A 21,292-nucleotide genomic window follows, 5' to 3' on the forward strand; every position below is an offset into this window, starting at 1 on the left:
TCTACCTGCAAAACCTGAAGTATTTTTCCAAACTGGATTAACCTCAGATTAAGGCAGGCAAAGCTTGCAGAAAGAATTGGGCCCATAGCTCAGTTGGTTAGAGCAGCGGACTCATAATCCGTTGGTCGCAGGTTCAAGTCCTGCTGGGCCCACCAACTACCATGACTGATATCAAGTCCCCAGCTATATCCCCAGACGAGCAGACTGCCCCACAGGTAATGTTTGCTGATTTTGGCCTTGCGCCAGAAATTTTGCGTGCCTTGACAGATCAGGGTTATGTACATCCCACTCCCATCCAGGAACAAGCAATACCGGTTGTCCTTCAAGGCCGTGATGTCATGGGGGCTGCACAAACCGGCACGGGTAAAACGGCAGGTTTTTCTTTGCCTATCATCCAATTGCTGTTGGCACATGCAAGCACCAGTGCGTCACCGGCCCGGCACCCGGTACGTGCTCTGATTTTGACGCCGACACGTGAACTGGCTGACCAGGTCGCAGAAAACGTCAAGGCTTATTCTCGTCACACACCTTTGCGCTCTACCGTCGTATTTGGCGGCATGGACATGGCGCCACAGACGACAATTTTGCGTAACGGTGTAGAGATCGTGATCGCCACACCTGGTCGTTTGCTTGATCACGTACAGCAAAAAACTGTTAACCTGTCGCAGGTCCAGATACTTGTCATGGATGAGGCTGACCGCATGCTGGACATGGGTTTTTTGCCCGACCTGCAGCGCATCATCAACCTGTTGCCTAAGAAGCGCCAGAATCTGATGTTCTCGGCCACGTTCTCGCCAGAGATCAAAAAGCTTGCTGCCAGCTTCCTGACCAATCCGCAGACCATAGAAGTGGCGCGCAGTAATGCCACTGCAGATAATGTGACGCAGATACTGTACAAGGTCGGTGCTGAAGAAAAGCGCGATGCCGTCTCCTTTATTATTCGCGAGCGCGGCTTGAAGCAGGTCATTGTTTTTTCGAATACCAAGATAGGCGCATCACGTCTTGCCGTGCATCTGGTCAAGCAGGGTGTTAAAGCTTCTGCCATTCATGGTGACAAATCCCAGCAAGAACGTATGGCCGCCCTGGAAGCCTTCAAGCAAGGTGAAGTCGAAGTCCTGGTTGCTACAGATGTGGCTGCGCGTGGTCTCGATATTGCAGAATTGCCTTGTGTCATCAATTTTGATCTGCCATATAGCGCCGAAGATTATGTCCACCGCATAGGTCGCACAGGGCGCGCCGGCGCCAAGGGCGATGCCATCTCCTTGCATACGGATCAGGATGAACGTTTGCTGATTGATATAGAAAAACTGATCAAGCAGAAAATCGTACGCCTGCATCTGGCGGGTTTTGTTGCTACTTCAGTTCATCAGCCTGAACACAAGTCACCGCGTGACCGACATGAGCGTGGTGACCGCGGTGAGCGCTCTGAACGCAGCGAACGTCCTGCACGCAGCTTCCAGCCGCCAAGGGAAAAAATAGATCCATGGTTCCTGAAACCTTACGAGCCCAGTGCCAGCACCGGCAATGCGACTGCGGCCAGCGTATCGGCAGGCAAGTCCCTGACGGCAGCCAAGCCGCAGAAAAAAGCGGCTCTGCTTGGCGGTATTCCAAAAAGTTGAGTATGTACTGAAACGATAAAGCTTGACGAATAATCGCAGGTTTATCGCAAAAAATGAAATTGGGGATATACAAAACATGTCAAGACATGCTTTGTATATCCCCGATCAGCTTTCTGCACAGCCTTCTTCAAACGGGTTATGACCTGACCGCATTCCCTGGTGTGCAATGACTCAGCACCAGATTGGCTGCACACAAATCCTCTATTGCGCTCCCCACTGATTTAAATACTGTTATGTCTTCCTGATGCAGGCGACCAGGGTGATGGTCGTTGCATAGTTCACGCAACTCTGCCCGGATAGCGCTGTGCAACAGGCTGCCATTGGCCAGGGTTTGCGTGATGTCGCCAGCTTCTGCCAGGGCACCTGCATAGGTATCAACAAATACGCTGGCCTTGCTCATCAAGGCGTTGTCAACTTCACGCATATCCGGTTTGAAGCCACCGACCAGGTCAAGATGCGTCCCTGGCTTGACGTGGCTGCCAAGCACGATCGGTGTTTTGCTGGTGGTGGCGCAAGTGATGATATCGGCCCTTGCACAAGCCGCAGCCAGATCATCAACCACATGGATACGTATATCGTCACGACACTCTGCATGCGCGCGTATCAGGCGAGCTGCCTGTTCAGATTTCACGGTTGACCGGCCCCAGATACTGATGTCAGTAATTGGCCGGGTATGACAATGGGCCACCGCAATATGTGGCGCAAGACTGCCATTGCCGACCAGCAGCAGATGCTGCGAAGCCGTTCGCGACAGGTAAGATGCCGCCAGGGCAGACGCTGCAGCCGTGCGGCGCAAGGTCAGTTCTTCGCCATCCATCAAGGCCAGCGGTGCGCCGGTTCGTGTATCAAACAGGATAAAGACTGCATGCACCGTCGGCAGCGCTGTGTTCTGCGGTGTTACCGTCACCAGCTTGACACCAAGATGCCCTTGCGACTGCCACACTGGCATCAGCAACAGGCTGGAGTTGTCAGCTTCTGACAAGGTATGCGCATGACGCTTTGGGGCAAGCATGTCTTCCGTAAAGGCAATGCGCAGGGCCGCGATCAGTTTGCCGTAGGGCAAGGCGGCACTGACTTGTTCTTTACTCAGGAAAGGGATGTTTGCTGGTGTCATTGGCTAAAGAAGAGGGTATGGATGTGATGTGGAGATGGTATCGAAACGTACATTATTTGCCTGGCAAGCCCAGGGGCACACGGATATAAGTACTATTCAGTAATTGTAGTTGAAATGGCTTGCCTGCATCAGCAATAGTTTCGTCACTGACATCCTTGCCTGTGCCATAGTTGATTTGCAGGTCCTGTTGCTTTGGTATGCCAATGGCGACGACAATTTTGCTGCCAGCCTGCATTTGCCTGCTGGTGATACGCTCTGCCGTAAAATCGATAATCTGCTTTTTCCCCGCCTGCAATAAGCTTCTTTTGCTGCGGTCTCTGGCATAGCTCGCACGTGTCATGTACGAAGCGAGCTCAAAATACCTGCCATCAGGCATTTGTTCATACAAGGTGACAGTCAGGTCCACATCCTTTTTGTTGACGGTAAATTCCAGATGGCCGGCAAACAAGCCGCTGATTTCCATTGCCTCCGGCATGGTGTCAGAAAAAAATGCCAGGGCATTGCGGGTGTTGAGTGTCTTGTTTACTCTTAATTCCTCGCCTGGTTCTTCAGTGGCGTCATCACGATTGGCCATATTCACCATCAAGCTGATAGGGGGCTGCTTTAATGCCGGGGCGGGTGTCAGCCTGAAGAGAGCTGTTTGCTGATTTTGCTGCTTATTTCCTTGTTCATTCTCTTCTTGTGTCGGCGTAGCCAGATAATAATCAGCGTGACCAGGCTGCATGGCTGCCAGCGTGGGGGCATGCTTCCACAGGTTTGCTCCCATCACCTGATAATTGACCCGGTCTTTCAGCAAGGAAGGCTTGGGCGTGCCCTTGAATAAATGATCAAACCATTGCAGCCTCAATGCCTGCAAATCAAGTCTGGCAACCTCATCGACTTTATAGCCTGATTCATAAGGTGATACACCTGTTTGCATCGCCAGGTGACTGAAAGGGCCTATCAGTAAAGTATGGTCTGCATTGGGCAGATAACGCGTATGCTGCTGGAAGTAATGCAGCACACCGACCTGGCCACCATCAAAATAACCGGTTGTGCCAAGTATGGGGATATTGATTGCGGCAAATTCCTGCCGGTAAGGGATCAGGGCTTGCCAGTAATTGTCATAGCCCGGATGCTGCAACCAGCGTCTGTGCACCGGGCTGGGGGTGCCGTCTATTTTATCGAGTTCACGATAGGCAGAACCTTGCAGGTACCAGGTCTTGTCCAACTTTTGCCAGCGCTGCTTGTCGCCATAAGTAGCGTCATCAAGCGTTTTGTTATTGGTGACGTAGGGTAGCCATGAATACATGAAGTTCATGAATACATTGCCCTCGGCAGGTATATCGATGCCCGGTGCCGCGCTGGCCGAGGTTGCCATGGCTTTCAATGCCGGTGGCAATTTCTTTGCAGTAGCCCATTGTGTAAAAGCGCTATAACTGCCGCCATACATGCCAACCCTGCCATCACTCCAGTTTTGACTGGCTATCCAGTTAATGACTGTGCGGGCATCGTCACCATCATGCTCATAGGGGATGATCTGGTCAGGGCTGCGGCCTTTGCCTCGGGAATAGCTGACTACGCCAACGTAACCGTTTGCCGCCATTTTTCTGGCATCTGCGCGAGCCCAGTCATCGTTGGCATAAATCGTGAAGCTGAATAAGCTCGCATACTTCTTTGCCTCCGGCCCCGGTACGGGCTGTCTGGGGCGTATCACCAGGGTTGAAATCTGTGCGCCATCAATTGTTGGTATCAATAATTGCTCTTCTTGATAACGCCTTTCATCGTCTTCCCTGAGCAGTGCTGCACTAAGAGGAATTACTTTTTCATAGACTTGCCAGGCCAGGTACTGGCGGCTTAAAGTCAGGGCTTCTCTGGCGCGCAATGCTTTTTTACCCGCATGGATTTTAAGGCTTTGTTCAAAATCTGCTTTTAGCCGTTCAACAGAGGCCCCCAAAGAAAAAGCGGCATCATAAGCGGCCTTGTCGTTCAGGCCGGCGAATATCTGCCTGAATGCCTGCTGGTAAGCAGTCTCAAAACTCAGCTTGTGCCGGTTCTGCAATTCTAGACTTAAGGCGTACAGTTCATACACGACAAACAGGCTGTCGCTGCCAGCTTGCCCGGCTATTTGTGCTTGAGTACGCCATGCCAGAATGGAGCGCCGCGCCTGCTCAGGCTCGGCGTTCAGCAACTGCATGCGGAACAGCTGATTGGCGTCCCAGTTTTTATTTTCCATCCCCGTTCTTGACAGCAAATTCTGGGCAATCGCTGCCATGGTTTTCTCCAGGCTTTCAGGCTGCGCAAGACCAGATTCGGCAATGGTGACGGGCTCGTCTTCTGTCTGTGCCCATGCCGGACTATTGATGTGCAACACGAAGACAAAGCTGGCAAGAGCAAAAAAAGTGCGCATGGATCACCTTGAATTTGATTGGGGCACGTACCAAAAATGGTCTTGAAGATAACACGGTTTGTGCCATGATTCCATATAAAATCAAGGATTGGTTTGCATCACATTACGTCATACCTGATCGGTCTCGGCAGGAACTTCTTCAAACTGCGCAATCTTCGTCAGAAAGGCGCGCGTCTTTTTGAAATCCTCACCAGCCAGTGTATCGGTAAACGCCTGAAACCCCGGTGAACGGTTCAAGCGGCCCGACAATAACCTCGACACAGCGATTGCCAGAGGGATGAACAGCACACTGAAAAGCAGGCTGGGGCCGATGAAGTGATCTGTTTTCTGGTACAGGTCCACGCCAAACATTCCTTTGAAGAACACCAGCAGGAAAGGAATGAACCAGACAACCTGCCCCAGCAAGAATGCCCACTTGAGCAATGCCAGCCGTCTTGATTTCAATATCATCAGCTGCTTCTGCACGATGGTGACAGGCTGGCCAAAATCCATGGCTTGCAGGGCATGGCGCTGGCTGTGGCTGAGCAGGGGCATGGCGATTGTCCAGGCCAGCAGGGCAAAGGCAGGCAGCGCAAATTCAAGTCGCGTGATGTAATGCGACAAAAACCAGATCAGATAAATAAACACAGGTATGCCTGCGACAATTTCATATTTGTCGACCAGACCCCATTTCTTGATGTCGCGACGATGTTGCTCCATCAGCGACAATTTCAGCATCTGGGTATTCATCCTGACTGCCTGTTCCAGGTTCTGGTCCCTGGCTTTCCATTCGGCTCTTAACAATTCCAGATCCATCTTAGCCTCCTTCTGCAAAACGGCTTTGCAATTTTTGTTTGATGCGGCTCATGCGGGTGGCGACATTGGTCGCAGTCAAGCCCATGATGCTGGCGATTTCTTCATTGCCATGACCGTCCATGAACAGCAAGATCAAGGCACGGTTCAATTCATCGAGCTCGCGGATGAGTTTGTCCAGCGTACGCATATTGTCGCTTTGCGCATTGAACAACTGATCAGCCTCGGCGATATCAAGCCCGAATTCTTCCAGTGGCACGGTGTCGCGCACCTGCCGGGCTTCACTGCGATAATGAGAAATGGCGACATTCATGGCAATCCGGTACATCCAGGTCGAGAACTGCACCCTGCCATCAAAGCCAGGGTAAGCACGCCACAATTGCACCACCATGTCCTGTACCAGGTCACGACGATCTTCGGCATGGCGGCAATAGCCATGGGCCACCTTATAGAGCAGGCGTTTGTGTTGCGCCAGGTGCTGTAAAAAAAGTTCCTGATCCATATTCAGGCCTTCACCGTTCGTGATATGCGCTTGCCATTCAGTATGCTGCCGATCAACGTGCGTCTGACCATCCAGTGATAACTGATCAGCGCCAGTAACAGGGACGCTGTCAATACTGCTGCCAGCTTGCCTGTCCAGTGCCAGTCCGTGCGTGACACCAAGGCCTGCAAAGTCATCACCAGCGGCAGGTGTACCAGATAAATCCAGTAGGAAGCATCAGCCAGATAACGTACGCCAGGGTGGGCACGGTCCATGCATTGTAGCGCCAGGCCGGTCAGGCCAAAGCAAAAATTCCAGGCGGCACAGGCATACAATGCTGCATAGACGAATTTTTTCCAGTCGTGGACAGCTGGCAGTAATTGCGGGGTCAAGCCAGTCATTGCCAGGCAGGCAGACGTCAGAATAAATGCAATGGCCAGATGCCAGTACCAGCTTTTTTGCCAGCGTAACATCAGCTCAGTATGTGGTAGCAATGCCCAGCCAAAACCAAAAGCCAGTCCAAAACTGACCCAGGCGGCAAGCCCTGGGTAAAGCGATTGATCTGGTGTCGGCACACCAAACCAGTTGATCCAGTAAGGTGTATAAAACAGGGCCAGTGCCACCGGCAACGCCAGTATCACCGGACCTGCTACACCAGCCAGCACCGGCATGGCAAGTCTTGCGGCTGCATGCAATAAACGGGACCACCCGGCCAGATTGCCTGTACACCACAATGACAGCATCGCCACATACAACAGCAGGAGCATGTATAAAAACCACAAGTGAGCAAGCGGGAAATCTTCCGCCGTAAACCGTGGTGAAGGTGGTGATTGCTTGGGCATGCTGCCACCATTGCGCAACCAGGCAGCGAGCAAGACTGCAGCAACGATGCCTGAAAAAATCACCGGCCAGCCGACCAGCAAGGGCAGGGCGATACGCCTGGCCCTGTCCCGAATAAAGCCAGACAAGCCTTTTTTCTGCAAAGCCTGGTGGGCAAAGTAACCTGCCAGTAAAAAGAACAAAGGCATCCTGAATACATGAATAACAAAAAACACTGGCCCCAGTAATTCTGCCTTGCTATGGTCGCTCACTATCCAAAAAAACTTCGCCCCGGGCAAGAAAGAAATCGTTGCGTGCAACAAGACACCAAGCAGCAGCGCTGCCGCACGCAAGGCATCAAGACCGTGCAGGCGCTCGCTGTTGACGATGTGTTTGCCATCCATGGGTGGTGTATGCATGGCGTACCCCGATAAGACAGACAATTTCACGGCTGGGCAGCACGCTGGAAGCGCGCTACAGCTATCACCGGATTATTTTCCAGCGCGTCAACCACCATGCTCATGCGCTGACTGGCACCTTTAGGCGCAATCTCAAACCGGAACGGCAACGTCAAGCCGTCTTGCTGGCGATAATCACTGCTCCAGACCTCCAGTTCAGTGCTGCGCCCCATGATCTGGCGTTTTTGCAGGCGTTTGATTTCGAGATAATTCATCGCATCGAGATAAATAGTGGATTCACCCGTGGTCGGCACAGTAAGCTTGACGACGTGCACGCGCCGCCCGTCAAGATTCTCTTCGCCAGCGTAACGCATGGGAAAGCCCTGTTTTTGCGCCGCCACCAAAATGCCGTCAAAATAACTTTCTTCCAGCAAAGCAGGCAATTCTTCGGCAGGCAAATCAATCGCCCGCTTGCCGCTGGGCAGAAAGGGATCTATCTTCCAGGCATCCTTGCCATCATAGGCAGTCACTTGTACCTGTCCCTGCAACATCACATCCCGGCGCAACAAGGCTGGCCGTCTGGCTTCGACTGTTGTCGGTATGTCAAACGGCGCCATGCCGATGATGCGCAACTTCACCCGCCGCGCTTGCACCTTGTCCATATCACCTATCGCTGCAAAATGCCTGCGCAATACCGTTTCCAAATTCAGACCGTTTGGCATTGCCGTACCTGACTGTGAAAAGGCAGGCGCAGAAAAGAACAGACAAGACAAGCCTATGATGAAAAGACGCAATAACAGACGTACTGACAGATGTGGTGCTATCAATGGTGCAGACATGATTATTCTCCCCAGGTTATGTGATTAAGTGTTTAAATGAAAGTTTGGCAAGACACCCGATGAGTTTTGCTAAACACCTGCTCTTTTATTCGCTGGGGAGTCGGAAAAATTCACATGTAAGGAAAAAAAACTGAACATCTAAAAGCGATGAATGAGATCGCTCTTTTTCAAGTCTGGCCGTATTCGGTATAATTCCTGCATGCGTATCTCTTACCATAACCGACACCTGATCATCGTGCTGGCTTGCCTGGCTCTGTTGTTCAATGCTTTTTTGCCATCGCTGGCAGGCAGCATGGGTGGTGGCTTGCCTGTTGTCAGGAACGGTGTCATCGAGATTTGCAGTGTGCAGGGCGTCAGGCTTGTTGACAGTGTGACGGGCAAGGTGCTGAAAGTGGATGCGCTTAAGACTGTTCAGGACAAGCCGCGTATCCACGGGCATTGTGCTTTTTGCCTGCCGCATACCGATCATGACTTTATCCTGCCTGCGCTAGCCGGTGCCGCCACAGGCAAAAATCTGAGCGCGGCTTTTCCTTCGCTGTTTTATCAGTCACCTTCCACTCTTTTCATCTGGGACAGCGCGCAAGCGCGTGCTCCGCCTGTTCTGGTCTGATCTTTCGCCCTGGCTTGTCTGTCAGTTTCACCATGGTTCGTTATTCGTGTCCGGGTTTGCTGATATGACAAATGATACTCTGCGCCCCGCTGCGGTTGCGGGCGCTTGCTGATTTTGAAAGAGATGCACAATGGAACGCCGTTCCTTACTCAAGTTGCTTGCTCTGTCCAGTTTGCCGCTGGTTGGCTGCAGCCGTGCGCCGGTCAGTTTTAACGGTATTGATATTACCGGCGCTGACTATGGTGCAGATTTTCACCTGCGCGGCCATGATGGCCGTGACTATAGCCTGGCCAGTTTCAAGGGTAAATACCTGCTGATATTTTTTGGTTTTACCCAGTGTCCTGATATTTGCCCTACGGCCCTGAGCCGGGCGGTATTGATACGCAAGCTGCTGGCTGAAAAAGCCGGGCAGTTGCAGGTGATATTTATTACCATAGACCCTGAAAGAGATACCCAGGACTTGCTGGCGCAATACATGGCCGCTTTTGATCCCGGCTTTTTGGGTTTGCGCGGGGATATGCAACAGACACGTGAGGTAGCCAGGGCTTTCAGGGTGTTTTACGACAAGGTGCCTAGTGGCAGCTCCTATACCATGGACCATACGTCCATCAGTTATGTGTTTGACGCCAATGGCAAAATTCGCCTGGCCCTGAAGCATGAACAGACAGCAGAACAATGTGCGGCAGATTTATCTGCCTTGATGAAAAGTTAATAAGGATAAAAGAGATGAATACAATGACCAAGATGATGATGGGCCTGGCCTTGTCCGGTTTTGCCCTGCTGGCGCAGGCACAAGTGACCGTCAGTGAACCCTGGGTGCGTGCCACCGTGGCCCAGCAGAAGGCGACTGGGGCCTTCATGCAGATCAAATCTGCCAAAGATGTACGTCTGGTGGAAGTCCGCTCACCTGTAGCAGGTGTGGCAGAAATACACAAGATGGAAATGATTAATAATGTGATGAAGATGCGCCAGGTTGATGGCCTGGATTTACTTGCTGGCAAACTGCTTGAGCTGAAGCCGGGGGCATTCCATATCATGCTGATGGACTTGAAGGCCCAGGTCAAAGAGGGGGATGTTGTGCCAGTTACTCTGGTTGTCGAAGGCAAGGACAAAAAGCGCGAGACCATAGAGATCAAGGCGACTGCCAGGCCGTTGAACCAGGCTGTACAGCACTGAAAGGATGTCCGTATGAGCGAAAATAAAATCCCGGTCAAATGGACAAGCCTGCTACATTGCTTCAATATTGCCGCCATCTGTTCACTGGCGGTCTGGCATGCCTATGCGTTTTACCTGAATAATGCGGTAGCTGATACTGCCAGACCACATCAGATCGAGCTGCTCCCGGCTCCGGCCAAACCAAATCACCAATTGACGACATGAAAAAAATAACGCTGTTGCTACTAGGCAGCCTGATCGCACAAGGTGCATCCGCTCACGTTACCCTGGACCAGCCCAAGGCCAATGTTGGTGCTTACTATAAACTGACTTTTAAAATTGGTCATGGTTGCGAGGGCAGTGCAACGACCACGGTCAAGGTCAGCATTCCTGAAAGCGTCAGTGGCGCCAAGCCCATGCCCAAGGCTGGCTGGAAAATCGACACGACGATCTTGCCATTGACTACACCTTATAACTCGCATGGCAAGACCATCAGCCAGGATGTACGTGAGGTGACATGGACAGGCGGCCCCTTGCCGGATGCCTACTATGATGAGTTTTCCATCCAGGTGAAGCTGCCTGATATTGTTGGCAAGCAGTATTTCAAGGTGACACAGTTATGTGAAAAAGGACGAATGGATTGGGTGGAAATCCCAACTGACGGCCAGTCCGCCAAGGGTTTGAAATCACCAGCACCGGTTCTGGAAATCATGGGTAAGCCAGAAGCTGAGCATCATCATTAAGCGATACCTGCCTTGATAAAAAACCCCGTCTGCATCAATGCAGGCGGGGTTTTTTATTGGCACGTCTTATTCCACGCTGTCCAGGAAGTTGTTGAGTGCTTCGGCAAATGCCTTGGGCTGGTCCAGCATGACAAAATGGCGGGCGTTGTTGATGCCGACGACTTTCAGTTTGGGGGCTCCCTGTAACAGCGACTGGTAATAGCTGTTCTTCGCTTCCAGGCTGATATTGCGGGTGGCAAAGTCAGGGGCATGCCAGGGTGACACTTCCAGCAAGGGCACCTGGACTTTCGACATGTCCTTGCGTAAATCCATGGTGACCAGTTCGCTGACGTAACTGGCACAGGCTGCCGGGTCACTTTTACTCGTCCTGATTGCTGATGCCTGTGCCAATTGTTCATCAATAACGCCGACTGTGCGCATGTACTGCAACTGCTGTTTGTTGAAAGCTTCTGTAGTCTGGGCGCTCATCTGTGCCTTGAAGCTGGCAGCCAGTGCCGGTCTTTGCTCGGCGGGCGCGTTCTCTGTCCCTGGCAGGACCGGCAAACCATCGACCGCGACGACACCGCTGATCAGGTCGGAGTGTTCCTGGGCGAACCAGATGCTCAGGGTTCCACCCATGCTGTGGCCTATCAGCATGGGTTTGATCAGTTTTTGCTGTTGTATCAGGTCCAGCAATGATTGCCTGGCTTTTTCCAGCAAGGGACCTTCGATGGCTGGGCGACCATCAAAACCGGCCAGGGTGACGACGTAAAGCGTATGATTTTTCTCCAGTTGTCGTATGGTGTCTTGCCACACCCAACTGCCGCTGGCCAGCCCTGGTATCAGGATGATGGCTTTTCCCTGATGTCCGTAACGTTCCACAGACAGGCTGCCAACCTGGAATTGCTGCCCGGCTTTGCTGGCGGTCGTGCCGGTATTGTCGTCGGCAGCCCAGGCAGCAGGGGCGAGTGCAGCGGAACAGTAAAAGCCGAACAGGCTGCTTAATATCCATTTTTTGAGTTGCATGAGGTCACGCTCCAATGTGAATATCCGTCAGGACGAGGTCTGCTTGCAGATGCTGAAGTGCCAGTTCATCAGCAGCATTAGCTGGCGTCAAAGATTTTTTCTATCGGTAATTGAAACAGTTTGGCAATCGCAAAAGCGAGCGGCAGGCTGGGGTCGTAGCGACCAGTTTCTATGGCATTGATGGTCTGGCGCGATACTTCCAGCAGGTCGGCCAATTGGGCCTGGCTCCATTCGCGCTCGGTACGCAAGTCCCTGACGATGTTCTTCATTGCGATCTTTCTATCCAGCGACGCAGGCAGGTTGCCACAAACCAGGAACCCAGCAACACCGACCAGGTGACAAACATGCTGAGGCGCGGGTAACCGGCGCTTTCCATGAAACCATAAGTCAGGGAAAAACCGGCGGTGACTGCGGCCGCCATGCCCATGTTTTCCAATGCCCATTTGCGTACGTATTCATCAATGCGCTGGAAATGTCGGATGATGGCCCAGATCATCAGCAGCGCAGGTATGGACGGGCCGGCAATGATCAGGTTGCGCAAGGTGCTGACTGGCATGGGTTCGGCAATGAAGTTGCTGGCATACAGGGCCAGGACATAAATGACCAAGGCGCCAAACAGTTCACGGTAGTACAGGCTTATGGCTTGCTTTTCACGCATAACATTCTCCAGTCTGAGTAGATGTATAAGGTCAAGTTTGCTTTACATCATGGGGTTAAAAAAATGCATGCGTTTGCATGCAGCTTGTTTATGGCGTGTAAAACAGACTTGACACGTCATGGCATAAAAAACGCTTTAGCCGCAACCTGGTTGAATCCGGTTTTGATGTAAAGCATGCTTGTCATGTTATATGAAAAAAAAGCGATGTCAAGCAGACTTTACATGTGCGTTACCATCATCTGTTGATACTGCAAGTGAGACAGGTGTCATTGCACAGTTGCAAAAGGAAAGAAGCAGAAAAGCGAAAAGACGTGCAGCCTTGCGGCGACACGTCTTGATGTTGTTGCCTGGTCCGGTTTATACGATATTCAGGGTCACTTCGATATTGCCACGTGTTGCATTGGAATATGGGCAGACTTCATGCGCCTTGGCGACCAGTGCTTCGGCTGCCGCACGGTCCATGCCAGGCAGGCTGACATTGAGTGTGACGGCCAGGCCAAAACCGCCTTTGCCATTGGGGCCTATGCCAACCAGACCATTGATGGAAACATCGGCAGGCAGGGCGATTTTGCCGGCAGCGGCAACAAATTTCATGGCTCCTATAAAGCAGGCAGAATAACCGGCTGCAAACATTTGTTCTGGATTGGTGCCTTCGCCGCCAGCACCGCCCAGTTCTTTTGGTGTGCTCAGTTTAACGTCAAGATGTTTGTCGCTGGAAACGGCGCGGCCATCACGACCGCCAGTTGCTGTTGCGTTTGCTGTGTAAAGTACTTGCATGATGAACTCCTGGCTAAATTGTTTGATTGTCTATGTTGATCGTCTGTATTGATCATCTTCAAGCGACTGGCATTTCTTTGTATGCCGTGTCGATGGAGTAACTATAGCTAACAATTTAATTGTGTGCAATTTAAATTTCGATTGTTTTTTTCTATTGAATGCATAGCTTGAATTAAATCATTGCTTAAGAATTATGCAATTCCCCACGCAGACTGTTCAATTGCTCGCGCAATTGCACCAGGGTTTCCTTGTTTTGGCCGCTGGCGCAGAGGATTTTTTCCGGGATGCCGAGGGCTGCGTTTCTTAAGTTTTTGCCAGTGTCCGTCAGCTTGATCCTGACCTGGCGCTCGTCGTCTTCATCGCGTTGTCTTTGCAACAGGCCATTGGCCTCCAGCCGCTTGAGCAATGGCGTCAGTGTGCCGGAATCGAGAAAGAGAGCTTTGCCTATGTCTTTGACCAGGATGCCATCATGCTCCCATAGGACCAGCATGACGAGGTATTGCGGGTAAGTCAGGCCGAGTTCATCAAGCAGGGGTTTGTAGGTCTTGGTCAATGCCAGTGAAGAGGAATACAGGGCAAAACAGAATTGGTTTTCCAGTGCCAGCATATTGACAGGAGTTTCATTGTTTTTTTTCATGGTGGCACTCTTGATAATAATTGGCTGATCAGCCATTTTGCTATTACCAGCATGATAAACAAATTTGGCTGCTTTGTTGCATTGCCCGTCATGCTCTGGACGCAGCAGTATTGCTGCTGTCAGGTGTAAGGCGCAGGGTATAATGACGGCCATTGCGCATGGACAGCCATGCCCCATCATACGAGGTAACCGTGACTTTTATCGAAAAACTTTCCTCTGCCTGGACAACAAATAATTCACTGCTTTGTGTTGGTCTGGACCCTGATATCAAGCGATTTCCCGCAGAACTGGCTGGCAATCCAGATGCAATTTATACTTTCTGCAAGACAGTGATTGATGCAACAGCAGACCTGGCCTGTTCATTCAAACCGCAAATTGCTTATTTTGCAGCCTTGCGTGCAGAAGACCAGCTCGAAGAAATCTGTCGCTACATCAAGACAAACTATCCAGGCATCCCGGTGATTCTTGACGCCAAGCGTGGCGATATTGGCGCCACAGCCGAGCAATATGCGCGCGAAGCATTTGAACGCTATGACGCAGACGCTGTCACCGTCAATCCTTATATGGGCTTTGACTCAGTCGCACCTTACCTGGAATGGCAAGACCGTGGCGCCATTGTCTTGTGCCGTACGTCAAATGCCGGTGGTTCGGACCTGCAATTCCTGGATGTTGGTGGCAAGCCCCTGTATCAGCACGTGGCGCAACTGGTGGCGGACAAATGGAATACCAATGGACAGTGTGCACTGGTGGTCGGTGCAACCTTTCCCAGGGAAGTGGCTCAGGTGCGTGCCCTGATCGGTGACATGCCTTTGCTGGTGCCTGGCGTAGGTGCGCAGGGTGGTGACATCGCGGCTACGGTACAAGCTGGCAAAACTGCCGGTGGTACCGGCATGATGATCAATTCTTCACGGGCGATTTTGTACCCTGTGCTTGCAGCCGGTGAAAGCAATGTTGATGCGATACGTCGGGTAGCATTGGAAACGCGAGATGCCATCAATCTGTATCGTTAAATTGAATAGATTGATTTGAGGGAATGCCGGGATCAGCGATAGATCATCACGTCCCGGTATTTTTTCAGGACCATGTCGTAAAAACCATTGAGCTTGAGTATTTTCAGGGTCTGGTCCAGTTCATCCCTGACGGCTTCCAGGTGCGTCTTCTTGGCAAAGCCAAAGAAGGTTTCCTGTTCCTGTGTAACCGGGTAGAGTGTTTTGAATTCATTGAAAACGCCGGCTCTTTTCATTTCGTAGATGGCGCCGAAGTGATTGCTGATGAGGATGTCGAAGCGGTTGGCCAATGCCATGTTGATGGCGCTGGTCATGTCACCGGCCAGTTCCACATTGAGTATGCCGCTCTTGCTCAATTCGTCAAATTTTGTGCCATAACTGATTCCGCGTACGGCCCCAAACCTGTACTGCGACAGGTGATCAAGCTCGCCGTCAAAAGTGATGCTGCTGCCATTTCTCACCCATAGGCTCATGGTCAGTAGTAAGACGGATTCATTGGTGTATGTGATGAATTTTTCTCTTTCAGGTGTGCGAAAGACGGTGAATATACCGTCGACTTCTCCATTCCTGACCATTTTCAGGCTGCGTTTCATCGGGTAGATGCTAATGTTGACCTGATGCCCCATCAGCCGGAAAGCTTCTCTGACAATTTCTACTGCAATGCCTTTGACTTCTCCGTTTTCCACGTATTCGTAAGGCGGGTAACTGAGGCTGACCAGTTTGTAGGTGGCTGCGGAAGCGGCTGGAGTCAGCGACAGGGCCAGGAGAACGAATAGCAGTGACCGGAATATCTTCAGCATTTTTTGCCTTTCCGGTGGATGCCTTGCCTTATTCCCAAGGCATCACCGACATGCGATACAACGCGATTTGATACTGATGGAGACTGGAATGTCTTCAAATAAGGTAGATCAATTTGTAAAAATATCCAATGCAAGAATTGCATTCCTGCTGTTTGTGCCAAACCCTTGAAAAATCGTCACTGAAACTGGCTCAGCAACAGTTCCACGGTGTTTTGTGAAGCTGTTGCTGATTTGAAAATACAACGCTCTCAATGCAAATTTCTTGCAGCAATGCTACAACACGATTCAGAAGCTGTGGCGCACGCCGACTTGCAAAGCCTTGTCCCCTGAACCTGCTTCAATGGCGCTGCCCACGGTGTAGCCGGCGCCATTCTTGTTATCTATTTTTGCGTAAGATGCATACAGGTCTGTGCGCTTGGACAGGCTGTGCACATAGGCGATGGACAGCTGGCTGGCATCCTGGTTTCTTACCGTCTTGTCATCCTTGCGTATGTACGAAGTCAGGATTTTGTTGTTGCCAAACGGGATGGTTGCACCTATCAGCAAATCATTGGAATCGGTTGATGCGACCGGGGCTATAGCGCTGCCAAACGGATTGGTCGTATTGCGCAGTGGTGAGCTGTTCAGACCCTTGTTGACGCCGTAGGCAAGGTGGGCTTTGACGACGCCAAAATCATAGGTCGCTGCCAGCAGCGTAGTTTTGCCGTCGTCAGTATTTTTCAGCGTGGCCGTGTCATTGTTGCGGTTGTGGTAACCCAGCTTGATGGCGAAGGGGCCTGAGACATAAGTCAGTGCAGCTCCGAGCTGACGTCCGGCAGATGTGTCACCCGCTGTTTCACCAAAGCCATAAGCAAGCTCTGCACTGAAACCGTCAAAAGTCGGTGTCACATACTTCAGTGTATTGTCCATGCGGCTGGCACCGGCGCCAGAGTTAGGCATGATGTTTGCCGCATCACCTGCCATGCCGGTGACATAAGGATCGACAAACGCCAGCGTCAGGTACTCCGGTGTGTACTGGCGACCCAGGCTTATCGTACCAAAATCACCTTTGATACCGGCATAAGCCTGGCGACCGAACATCAGGCCGCCCTGACCGGATGAGCCGGCATCCACATTGATGCCAGCTTCCAGCAGAAAGAAGGCCGACAGACCGCCGCCGAGATCTTCGCTGCCTTTGAAACCAAGGCGCGATCCCGAAGCCATGCCACTGGTCAGTTTGCTGACAGAGCCTGCGCTGCCGCCATTTTCTATCGCGATACCTGTGTCGACGATGCCATAAACCGTGACTGATGATTGTGCAGAGGCATTGCCGGCGACCAGGCCAAACAAACTGGTGAGGGCAAGTGCAAGTAAAGTCTTTTTCATTTGTTTCTCTCAAAAATATAAATAAACGATTTCGCCTGTATCACCCTCGATCGCTTCGAACATGCGGGTCAGCGGAATGTCTGCGGCCAGGTGTTTGCGTCAGCGCGGGATGATTGTCAACTGGACTCCATCTGATCAGTCGACAATTCATTATCGATTAAAAATAAACTGTTTACATATAAAATATTTATAAAACATCGACAAATTATTAAGTTAACGTTGTTAAAAAGTTGAATTGATGATTTTGGGAACGACATGCAGTACTGCTTTGCCAGATGCTGGAAATTGGCGGGACAAAAAAAGCCAGTGATGAATTCATCACTGGCTTGTAAAGCTAATGCCTGACTGCTCCGATGTGCTTATGCTTTTCCATAACCGCCACCACCGGGTGTTTCAATGACAAAGATGTCGCCGGGCTGCATGTCTGTGCTGGCAACAAAGCCCAGCTTCTCAGTACGGCCGTCCTGGCGGATGACATAGTTGCTGCCGCAGGCGCCATCGCCACCTCCAGCCGCGCCAAATGGCGCCACCAGGCGATTATTCGACAAGATGGAGGCGGTCATCTTTTCCAGGAAACGAATCTTCCTGATGCCGCCATTGCCGCCGTGCCAGCGACCTGCTCCGCCAGATTCCGGTTTGATCTCATAGCTCTCCAGTCTGACCGGGTAACGCCATTCCAGAATCTCGGGATCAGTCAGGCGCGAATTGGTCATATGGGTTTGCACTACGTCAGTGCCATTGAATCCTTCACCGGCACCAGAGCCGCCGGAGATGGTTTCATAATATTGATAGTCATCATTGCCAAAGGTGAAGTTATTCATGGTGCCCGGTGAGGACGCCAGAACGCCAAGTGCACCGTACAGCGCGTTGGTAATGCAACTCGATGTTTCCACATTTCCTGATACAACCGCTGCCGGATAGCGGGGGTTAAGCATGGAACCTTCCGGAATGATGACCTTCAGGGGTTTCAGGCAACCGGCATTGAGCGGGATATCATCATCAATCAAGGTCCTGAACACATACAGCACGGCGGCCATGCAAATGGCGCTTGGTGCGTTGAAGTTGTTGTCCAATTGCGGTGAGCTACCGGTGAAATCCACTTCGGCAGAGCGGCTTGCATGGTCCACTCGTATGGCGACCTTGATGACAGCTCCGTTATCGAGTCTGTACTCATAACTACTGTCCTGCAAGGCCGTGATGACGCGCCTGACGGCTTCCTCTGCATTATCCTGCACATGCCCCATATAGGCCTGCACGACATCGAGACCGTAGTGTTGCACCATCTTCAGCAATTCATCGACGCCTTTTTGATTGGCGGCGATCTGCGCCTGGAAGTCGGCCAGGTTCTGGTGGATATTGCGGCAAGGGTATTTGCCGGAAGAGAGCAGGGCGATGGTTTCTTTTTCCATGAACTTGCCGGCGCTGACCAGTTTGAAGTTATTGATCAATACGCCTTCTTCTTCGACCACCTTGCTGTCTGCTGGCATGGAGCCAGGCGTGATGCCACCGATGTCGGCATGATGACCGCGTGAGCCGACATAGAACAGGACCTCTGTGCCTTCCGCATTGAAGGCTGGGGTGATGACAGTGACATCGGGCAAGTGCGTGCCGCCGTTGTACGGATCATTGAGCATATACACGTCGCCTGGCTTCATTGTTCCGGCATTGGCACGTATGATGGTCTTGATGCTGTCGCCCATGGAGCCCAGATGCACAGGGATGTGCGGCGCATTGGCAATCAGGTTGCCTTCGGCATCAAACAGGGCGCATGAGAAATCGAGACGTTCCTTGATGTTGACCGAGAAGGCCGTGTTCTGCAGGCGCAGGCCCATCTGCTCGGCAATGCTCATGAACAGGTTGTTGAAGACTTCCAGCATGACAGGGTCAGCCTTGGTACCGATGGCCTGACGTTTTGGCCTTGCTTCCAGCCGGGTAAATACCAGGTGGTTGAGGGCGGTGACTTCTGCACCCCAGCCAGGTTCAATGATATTGGTGGCATTTTTTTCGGCGATGATGGCAGGGCCCTTCACCTTGTCACCGGGGCGCATGTCATCACGTGCATACAGGCCCGTGTCATGCCACTTTCCACCAGAAAACAGCTGCACGATTTCTACCGGACTCAGTTGTTCACCTGCAGCCCTTGGTGGTAATTGTTCGACGCTCTCACTGCCTTCGCCAGACGCGCCTATGGCTTCGACGGAGATGGCTTCTATCACCAGCGTCTTGTTCGGCATCAGGAAGGAATAACGTTTTTTGTACGCAGATTCAAATTGGTAAATCATGCCTGCGATGTTTTGCATGCCAACCACAATGACCGAGTCCGTGCCCTCATAACGCAGATGCACTCTTTGCTTGACACTGAGATTTTCCGCCAGTACGCCCTGGCTCAGCAGGTCATTGCTGGCGGCATCTGACAGGCGATCAAGTTCTTTTTCAAGTGCGGGCAGGGAGGTTGGCTCCAGTGGCAATTCCATTGCCAGTTCACGCATCGCAGTCTGGTCTGCCAGGCCCATGCCATAGGCAGACAGTACGCCGGAAAACGGATGGGCAAATACCCTGGTCATGCCAAGTGCATCAGCCACCAGGCAGGCATGCTGACCACCGGCTCCGCCAAAGGTAGTCAGTGTATAGTCGGTGACATCATGACCACGCTGTACCGAGATGAACTTGATCGCATTGGCCATATTGCCGACAGCAATTTCGATAAAGCCTTCTGCGACTTCTTCGGGGGACTTGCGTATGCCTGTGGCTTTTTCTATTTCGGCTGCCATGGCGGTGAATTTCTCGACGACCGCATCACGGTCCAGCGACATGTCCGCCCTGGGGCCAAACACTTTGGGGAAGTAGGCTGGCTGAATTTTACCAAGCATGACGTTGCAGTCTGTGACTGCGAGTTGGCCGCCGCGGCGATAACTGGTGGGGCCGGGGTTGGCGCCGGCGCTGTCTGGCCCGACGCGATAACGGGTGCCGTCAAAATGCAGGATGGAGCCGCCACCGGCTGCAACAGTATGTATGCTCATCATCGGTGCGCGCATCCTGACGCCGGCCACCTGGGTTTCAAATTCACGTTCGAACTCACCCGCATAGTGGGACACATCAGTCGATGTACCTCCCATGTCAAAACCGATGATCTTGTCGAAACCGGCAGTCTGGGCAGTGCGTACCATGCCGACGATGCCGCCTGCAGGGCCTGACAAGATGGAGTCCTTGCCCTGGAAGCGGTGGGCATCCGTCAGGCCGCCATTGCTTTGCATGAAGAACAGACGCACGCCATCCATCTTGCTGGCAACCTGATCGACATAACGGCGCAGAATGGGTGACAGGTAAGCATCAACTACCGTGGTGTCCCCGCGCGAAATCAGCTTCATCATGGGGCTGACCTGGCTGGAAATCGATATCTGGGTAAAACCCGTCTCTGCGGCCAGCCTGCCTATGATGTCTTCATGCCGCGTGTGGCGGTAGCCATGCATGAGCACAATCGCCAGTGCGCGATAACCATCCTGATATAAAGCCGCGAGCTCCTTTTTGATGGCAGCTTCATCAAGCGGAGTAATGACATGGCCATGTGCATCCATGCGCTCATCGACTTCCACCACTCTTTCATACAAGAGTTCAGGCAGGACGATATGACGATCAAACAGGCGTGGCCGGTTTTGATAGGCGATGCGCAAGGCATCGCGAAAGCCTTTGGTGATGATTAATGCTGTCGGGTCGCCCTTACGTTCGAGCAGGGCATTGGTGGCAACTGTCGTCCCCATTTTGACTGCCGATACCAGCTCAGGCGAAATACTTTGATCAGCTGCCAATCCCAGCAGCCTTTGTATACCGGCAACGGCTGCATCCTTATATTGTTCAGGATTTTCTGACAGCAGTTTATGTGTCAGTAATTTGCCGTTAGGGCGGCGTGCCACGATATCGGTAAATGTGCCGCCGCGATCTATCCAGAACTGCCAGCGTGGGTCTTCAGGGATATCACTATGCGCGCGTTTCTGTTCGTTCATTTTGCAACCACCTTTCATAAAGAGATGATGCCGCTACGACGGCAAGGTCTTATCTCGGTTTGTCCCTCCGCCCTTGTCCTTGT

Annotated in this window: 21 protein-coding genes and 1 tRNA gene; 8 read left to right on the top strand and 14 right to left on the bottom strand. The window is 52.0% G+C overall.

Annotation, left to right across the window (positions count from 1 at the left end; all coding sequences use genetic code 11):
- The first annotated feature begins 78 nt into the window (after positions 1–78).
- Both LZ463_RS11830 and LZ463_RS11835 read left to right on the top strand, forming a co-directional pair.
- A tRNA-Ile gene (locus LZ463_RS11830) sits at positions 79–155 on the top strand.
- A 6-nt stretch (positions 156–161) separates the two neighbouring features.
- Positions 162–1,619 (top strand): DEAD/DEAH box helicase, encoded by a 1,458-nt coding sequence (locus LZ463_RS11835; RefSeq protein WP_241455838.1) that lies wholly within the window; start codon positions 162–164, stop codon positions 1,617–1,619.
- A 136-nt stretch (positions 1,620–1,755) separates the two neighbouring features.
- Here the strand turns inward: LZ463_RS11835 and lhpI are convergent, their stop codons facing one another.
- The 6 genes from lhpI to LZ463_RS11865 form a co-directional block, all read right to left on the bottom strand.
- Positions 1,756–2,733: a bifunctional Delta(1)-pyrroline-2-carboxylate/Delta(1)-piperideine-2-carboxylate reductase gene (gene lhpI / locus LZ463_RS11840; RefSeq protein WP_241455840.1), complete on the bottom strand. Its 978-nt coding sequence runs from the start codon at positions 2,731–2,733 to the stop codon at positions 1,756–1,758.
- A gap of 52 nt (positions 2,734–2,785) precedes the next feature.
- Positions 2,786–5,122 (bottom strand): CocE/NonD family hydrolase, encoded by a 2,337-nt coding sequence (locus LZ463_RS11845; protein WP_241455841.1) that lies wholly within the window; start codon positions 5,120–5,122, stop codon positions 2,786–2,788.
- A 108-nt stretch (positions 5,123–5,230) separates the two neighbouring features.
- On the bottom strand, positions 5,231–5,917 hold the full coding sequence (locus LZ463_RS11850; RefSeq protein ID WP_241455843.1) for a hypothetical protein: 687 nt from the start codon (positions 5,915–5,917) through the stop codon (positions 5,231–5,233).
- 1 nt (position 5,918) lies between these two features.
- Positions 5,919–6,416, bottom strand: a complete 498-nt coding sequence (locus LZ463_RS11855; protein WP_241455845.1) for an RNA polymerase sigma factor — start codon at positions 6,414–6,416, stop codon at positions 5,919–5,921.
- A gap of 2 nt (positions 6,417–6,418) precedes the next feature.
- Complete coding sequence (locus tag LZ463_RS11860; RefSeq protein ID WP_241455847.1) at positions 6,419–7,633, bottom strand: acyltransferase family protein; 1,215 nt, start codon at positions 7,631–7,633, stop codon at positions 6,419–6,421.
- 26 nt (positions 7,634–7,659) lie between these two features.
- Positions 7,660–8,451 (bottom strand): LolA-like protein, encoded by a 792-nt coding sequence (locus tag LZ463_RS11865; RefSeq protein WP_241455849.1) that lies wholly within the window; start codon positions 8,449–8,451, stop codon positions 7,660–7,662.
- A 199-nt stretch (positions 8,452–8,650) separates the two neighbouring features.
- On the opposite strand from LZ463_RS11865, the gene LZ463_RS11870 reads away from it, so the two are divergent.
- The 5 genes from LZ463_RS11870 (at position 8,651) to LZ463_RS11890 (ending at position 10,959) form a co-directional block, all read left to right on the top strand.
- Positions 8,651–9,061: a DUF2946 domain-containing protein gene (locus tag LZ463_RS11870; RefSeq protein WP_241455851.1), complete on the top strand. Its 411-nt coding sequence runs from the start codon at positions 8,651–8,653 to the stop codon at positions 9,059–9,061.
- A 130-nt stretch (positions 9,062–9,191) separates the two neighbouring features.
- Positions 9,192–9,773: an SCO family protein gene (locus tag LZ463_RS11875; RefSeq protein ID WP_241455853.1), complete on the top strand. Its 582-nt coding sequence runs from the start codon at positions 9,192–9,194 to the stop codon at positions 9,771–9,773.
- Positions 9,774–9,787: 14 nt separating this feature from the next.
- Complete coding sequence (locus tag LZ463_RS11880; protein WP_241455855.1) at positions 9,788–10,237, top strand: copper chaperone PCu(A)C; 450 nt, start codon at positions 9,788–9,790, stop codon at positions 10,235–10,237.
- A gap of 12 nt (positions 10,238–10,249) precedes the next feature.
- Positions 10,250–10,441: a hypothetical protein gene (locus tag LZ463_RS11885; protein ID WP_241455857.1), complete on the top strand. Its 192-nt coding sequence runs from the start codon at positions 10,250–10,252 to the stop codon at positions 10,439–10,441.
- Complete coding sequence (locus LZ463_RS11890; protein ID WP_241455858.1) at positions 10,438–10,959, top strand: YcnI family copper-binding membrane protein; 522 nt, start codon at positions 10,438–10,440, stop codon at positions 10,957–10,959. Before LZ463_RS11885 ends, LZ463_RS11890 begins: the two co-directional genes overlap by 4 nt.
- Before the next feature lie 66 nt (positions 10,960–11,025).
- Here the strand turns inward: LZ463_RS11890 and LZ463_RS11895 are convergent, their stop codons facing one another.
- The 5 genes from LZ463_RS11895 to LZ463_RS11915 all read right to left on the bottom strand — a co-directional run bounded on the left by LZ463_RS11895 (position 11,026) and on the right by LZ463_RS11915 (position 14,036).
- Positions 11,026–11,964: an alpha/beta fold hydrolase gene (locus LZ463_RS11895; protein ID WP_241455859.1), complete on the bottom strand. Its 939-nt coding sequence runs from the start codon at positions 11,962–11,964 to the stop codon at positions 11,026–11,028.
- Between the two features lie 77 nt (positions 11,965–12,041).
- Positions 12,042–12,233 carry a helix-turn-helix transcriptional regulator gene (locus LZ463_RS11900; protein ID WP_241455860.1) on the bottom strand — a complete coding sequence of 64 codons (192 nt, stop codon included), beginning with the start codon at positions 12,231–12,233 and terminating at the stop codon, positions 12,042–12,044.
- Positions 12,230–12,622 (bottom strand): hypothetical protein, encoded by a 393-nt coding sequence (locus LZ463_RS11905; protein WP_241455861.1) that lies wholly within the window; start codon positions 12,620–12,622, stop codon positions 12,230–12,232. Before LZ463_RS11905 ends, LZ463_RS11900 begins: the two co-directional genes overlap by 4 nt.
- Positions 12,623–12,979: 357 nt before the next feature.
- Complete coding sequence (locus LZ463_RS11910) at positions 12,980–13,399, bottom strand: organic hydroperoxide resistance protein (RefSeq protein ID WP_241455862.1); 420 nt, start codon at positions 13,397–13,399, stop codon at positions 12,980–12,982.
- Positions 13,400–13,583: 184 nt separating this feature from the next.
- Positions 13,584–14,036 (bottom strand): MarR family winged helix-turn-helix transcriptional regulator, encoded by a 453-nt coding sequence (locus LZ463_RS11915; RefSeq protein ID WP_241455864.1) that lies wholly within the window; start codon positions 14,034–14,036, stop codon positions 13,584–13,586.
- Between the two features lie 191 nt (positions 14,037–14,227).
- Here LZ463_RS11915 and pyrF point away from each other — a divergent pair, with 191 nt between their 5' ends.
- Positions 14,228–15,046, top strand: a complete 819-nt coding sequence (gene pyrF, locus LZ463_RS11920; RefSeq protein WP_241455867.1) for an orotidine-5'-phosphate decarboxylase — start codon at positions 14,228–14,230, stop codon at positions 15,044–15,046.
- Positions 15,047–15,078: 32 nt separating this feature from the next.
- Here the strand turns inward: pyrF and LZ463_RS11925 are convergent, their stop codons facing one another.
- From LZ463_RS11925 to LZ463_RS11935, 3 genes are all read right to left on the bottom strand, one after another.
- Complete coding sequence (locus LZ463_RS11925) at positions 15,079–15,843, bottom strand: substrate-binding periplasmic protein (RefSeq protein WP_241455869.1); 765 nt, start codon at positions 15,841–15,843, stop codon at positions 15,079–15,081.
- Positions 15,844–16,128: 285 nt separating this feature from the next.
- Positions 16,129–17,208, bottom strand: coding sequence for a porin (locus tag LZ463_RS11930; protein ID WP_241455871.1), 1,080 nt, complete (start codon positions 17,206–17,208; stop codon positions 16,129–16,131).
- Between the two features lie 359 nt (positions 17,209–17,567).
- The gene (locus LZ463_RS11935) at positions 17,568–21,209 is read right to left on the bottom strand and encodes a hydantoinase B/oxoprolinase family protein (RefSeq protein ID WP_241455873.1); all 3,642 of its coding nucleotides are present in this window, start codon (positions 21,207–21,209) and stop codon (positions 17,568–17,570) included.
- Positions 21,210–21,292 lie beyond the last annotated feature (83 nt).

The sequence above is a fragment of the Undibacterium paludis genome, from assembly GCF_022568815.1.
GTDB lineage: Bacteria > Pseudomonadota > Gammaproteobacteria > Burkholderiales > Burkholderiaceae_D > Undibacterium.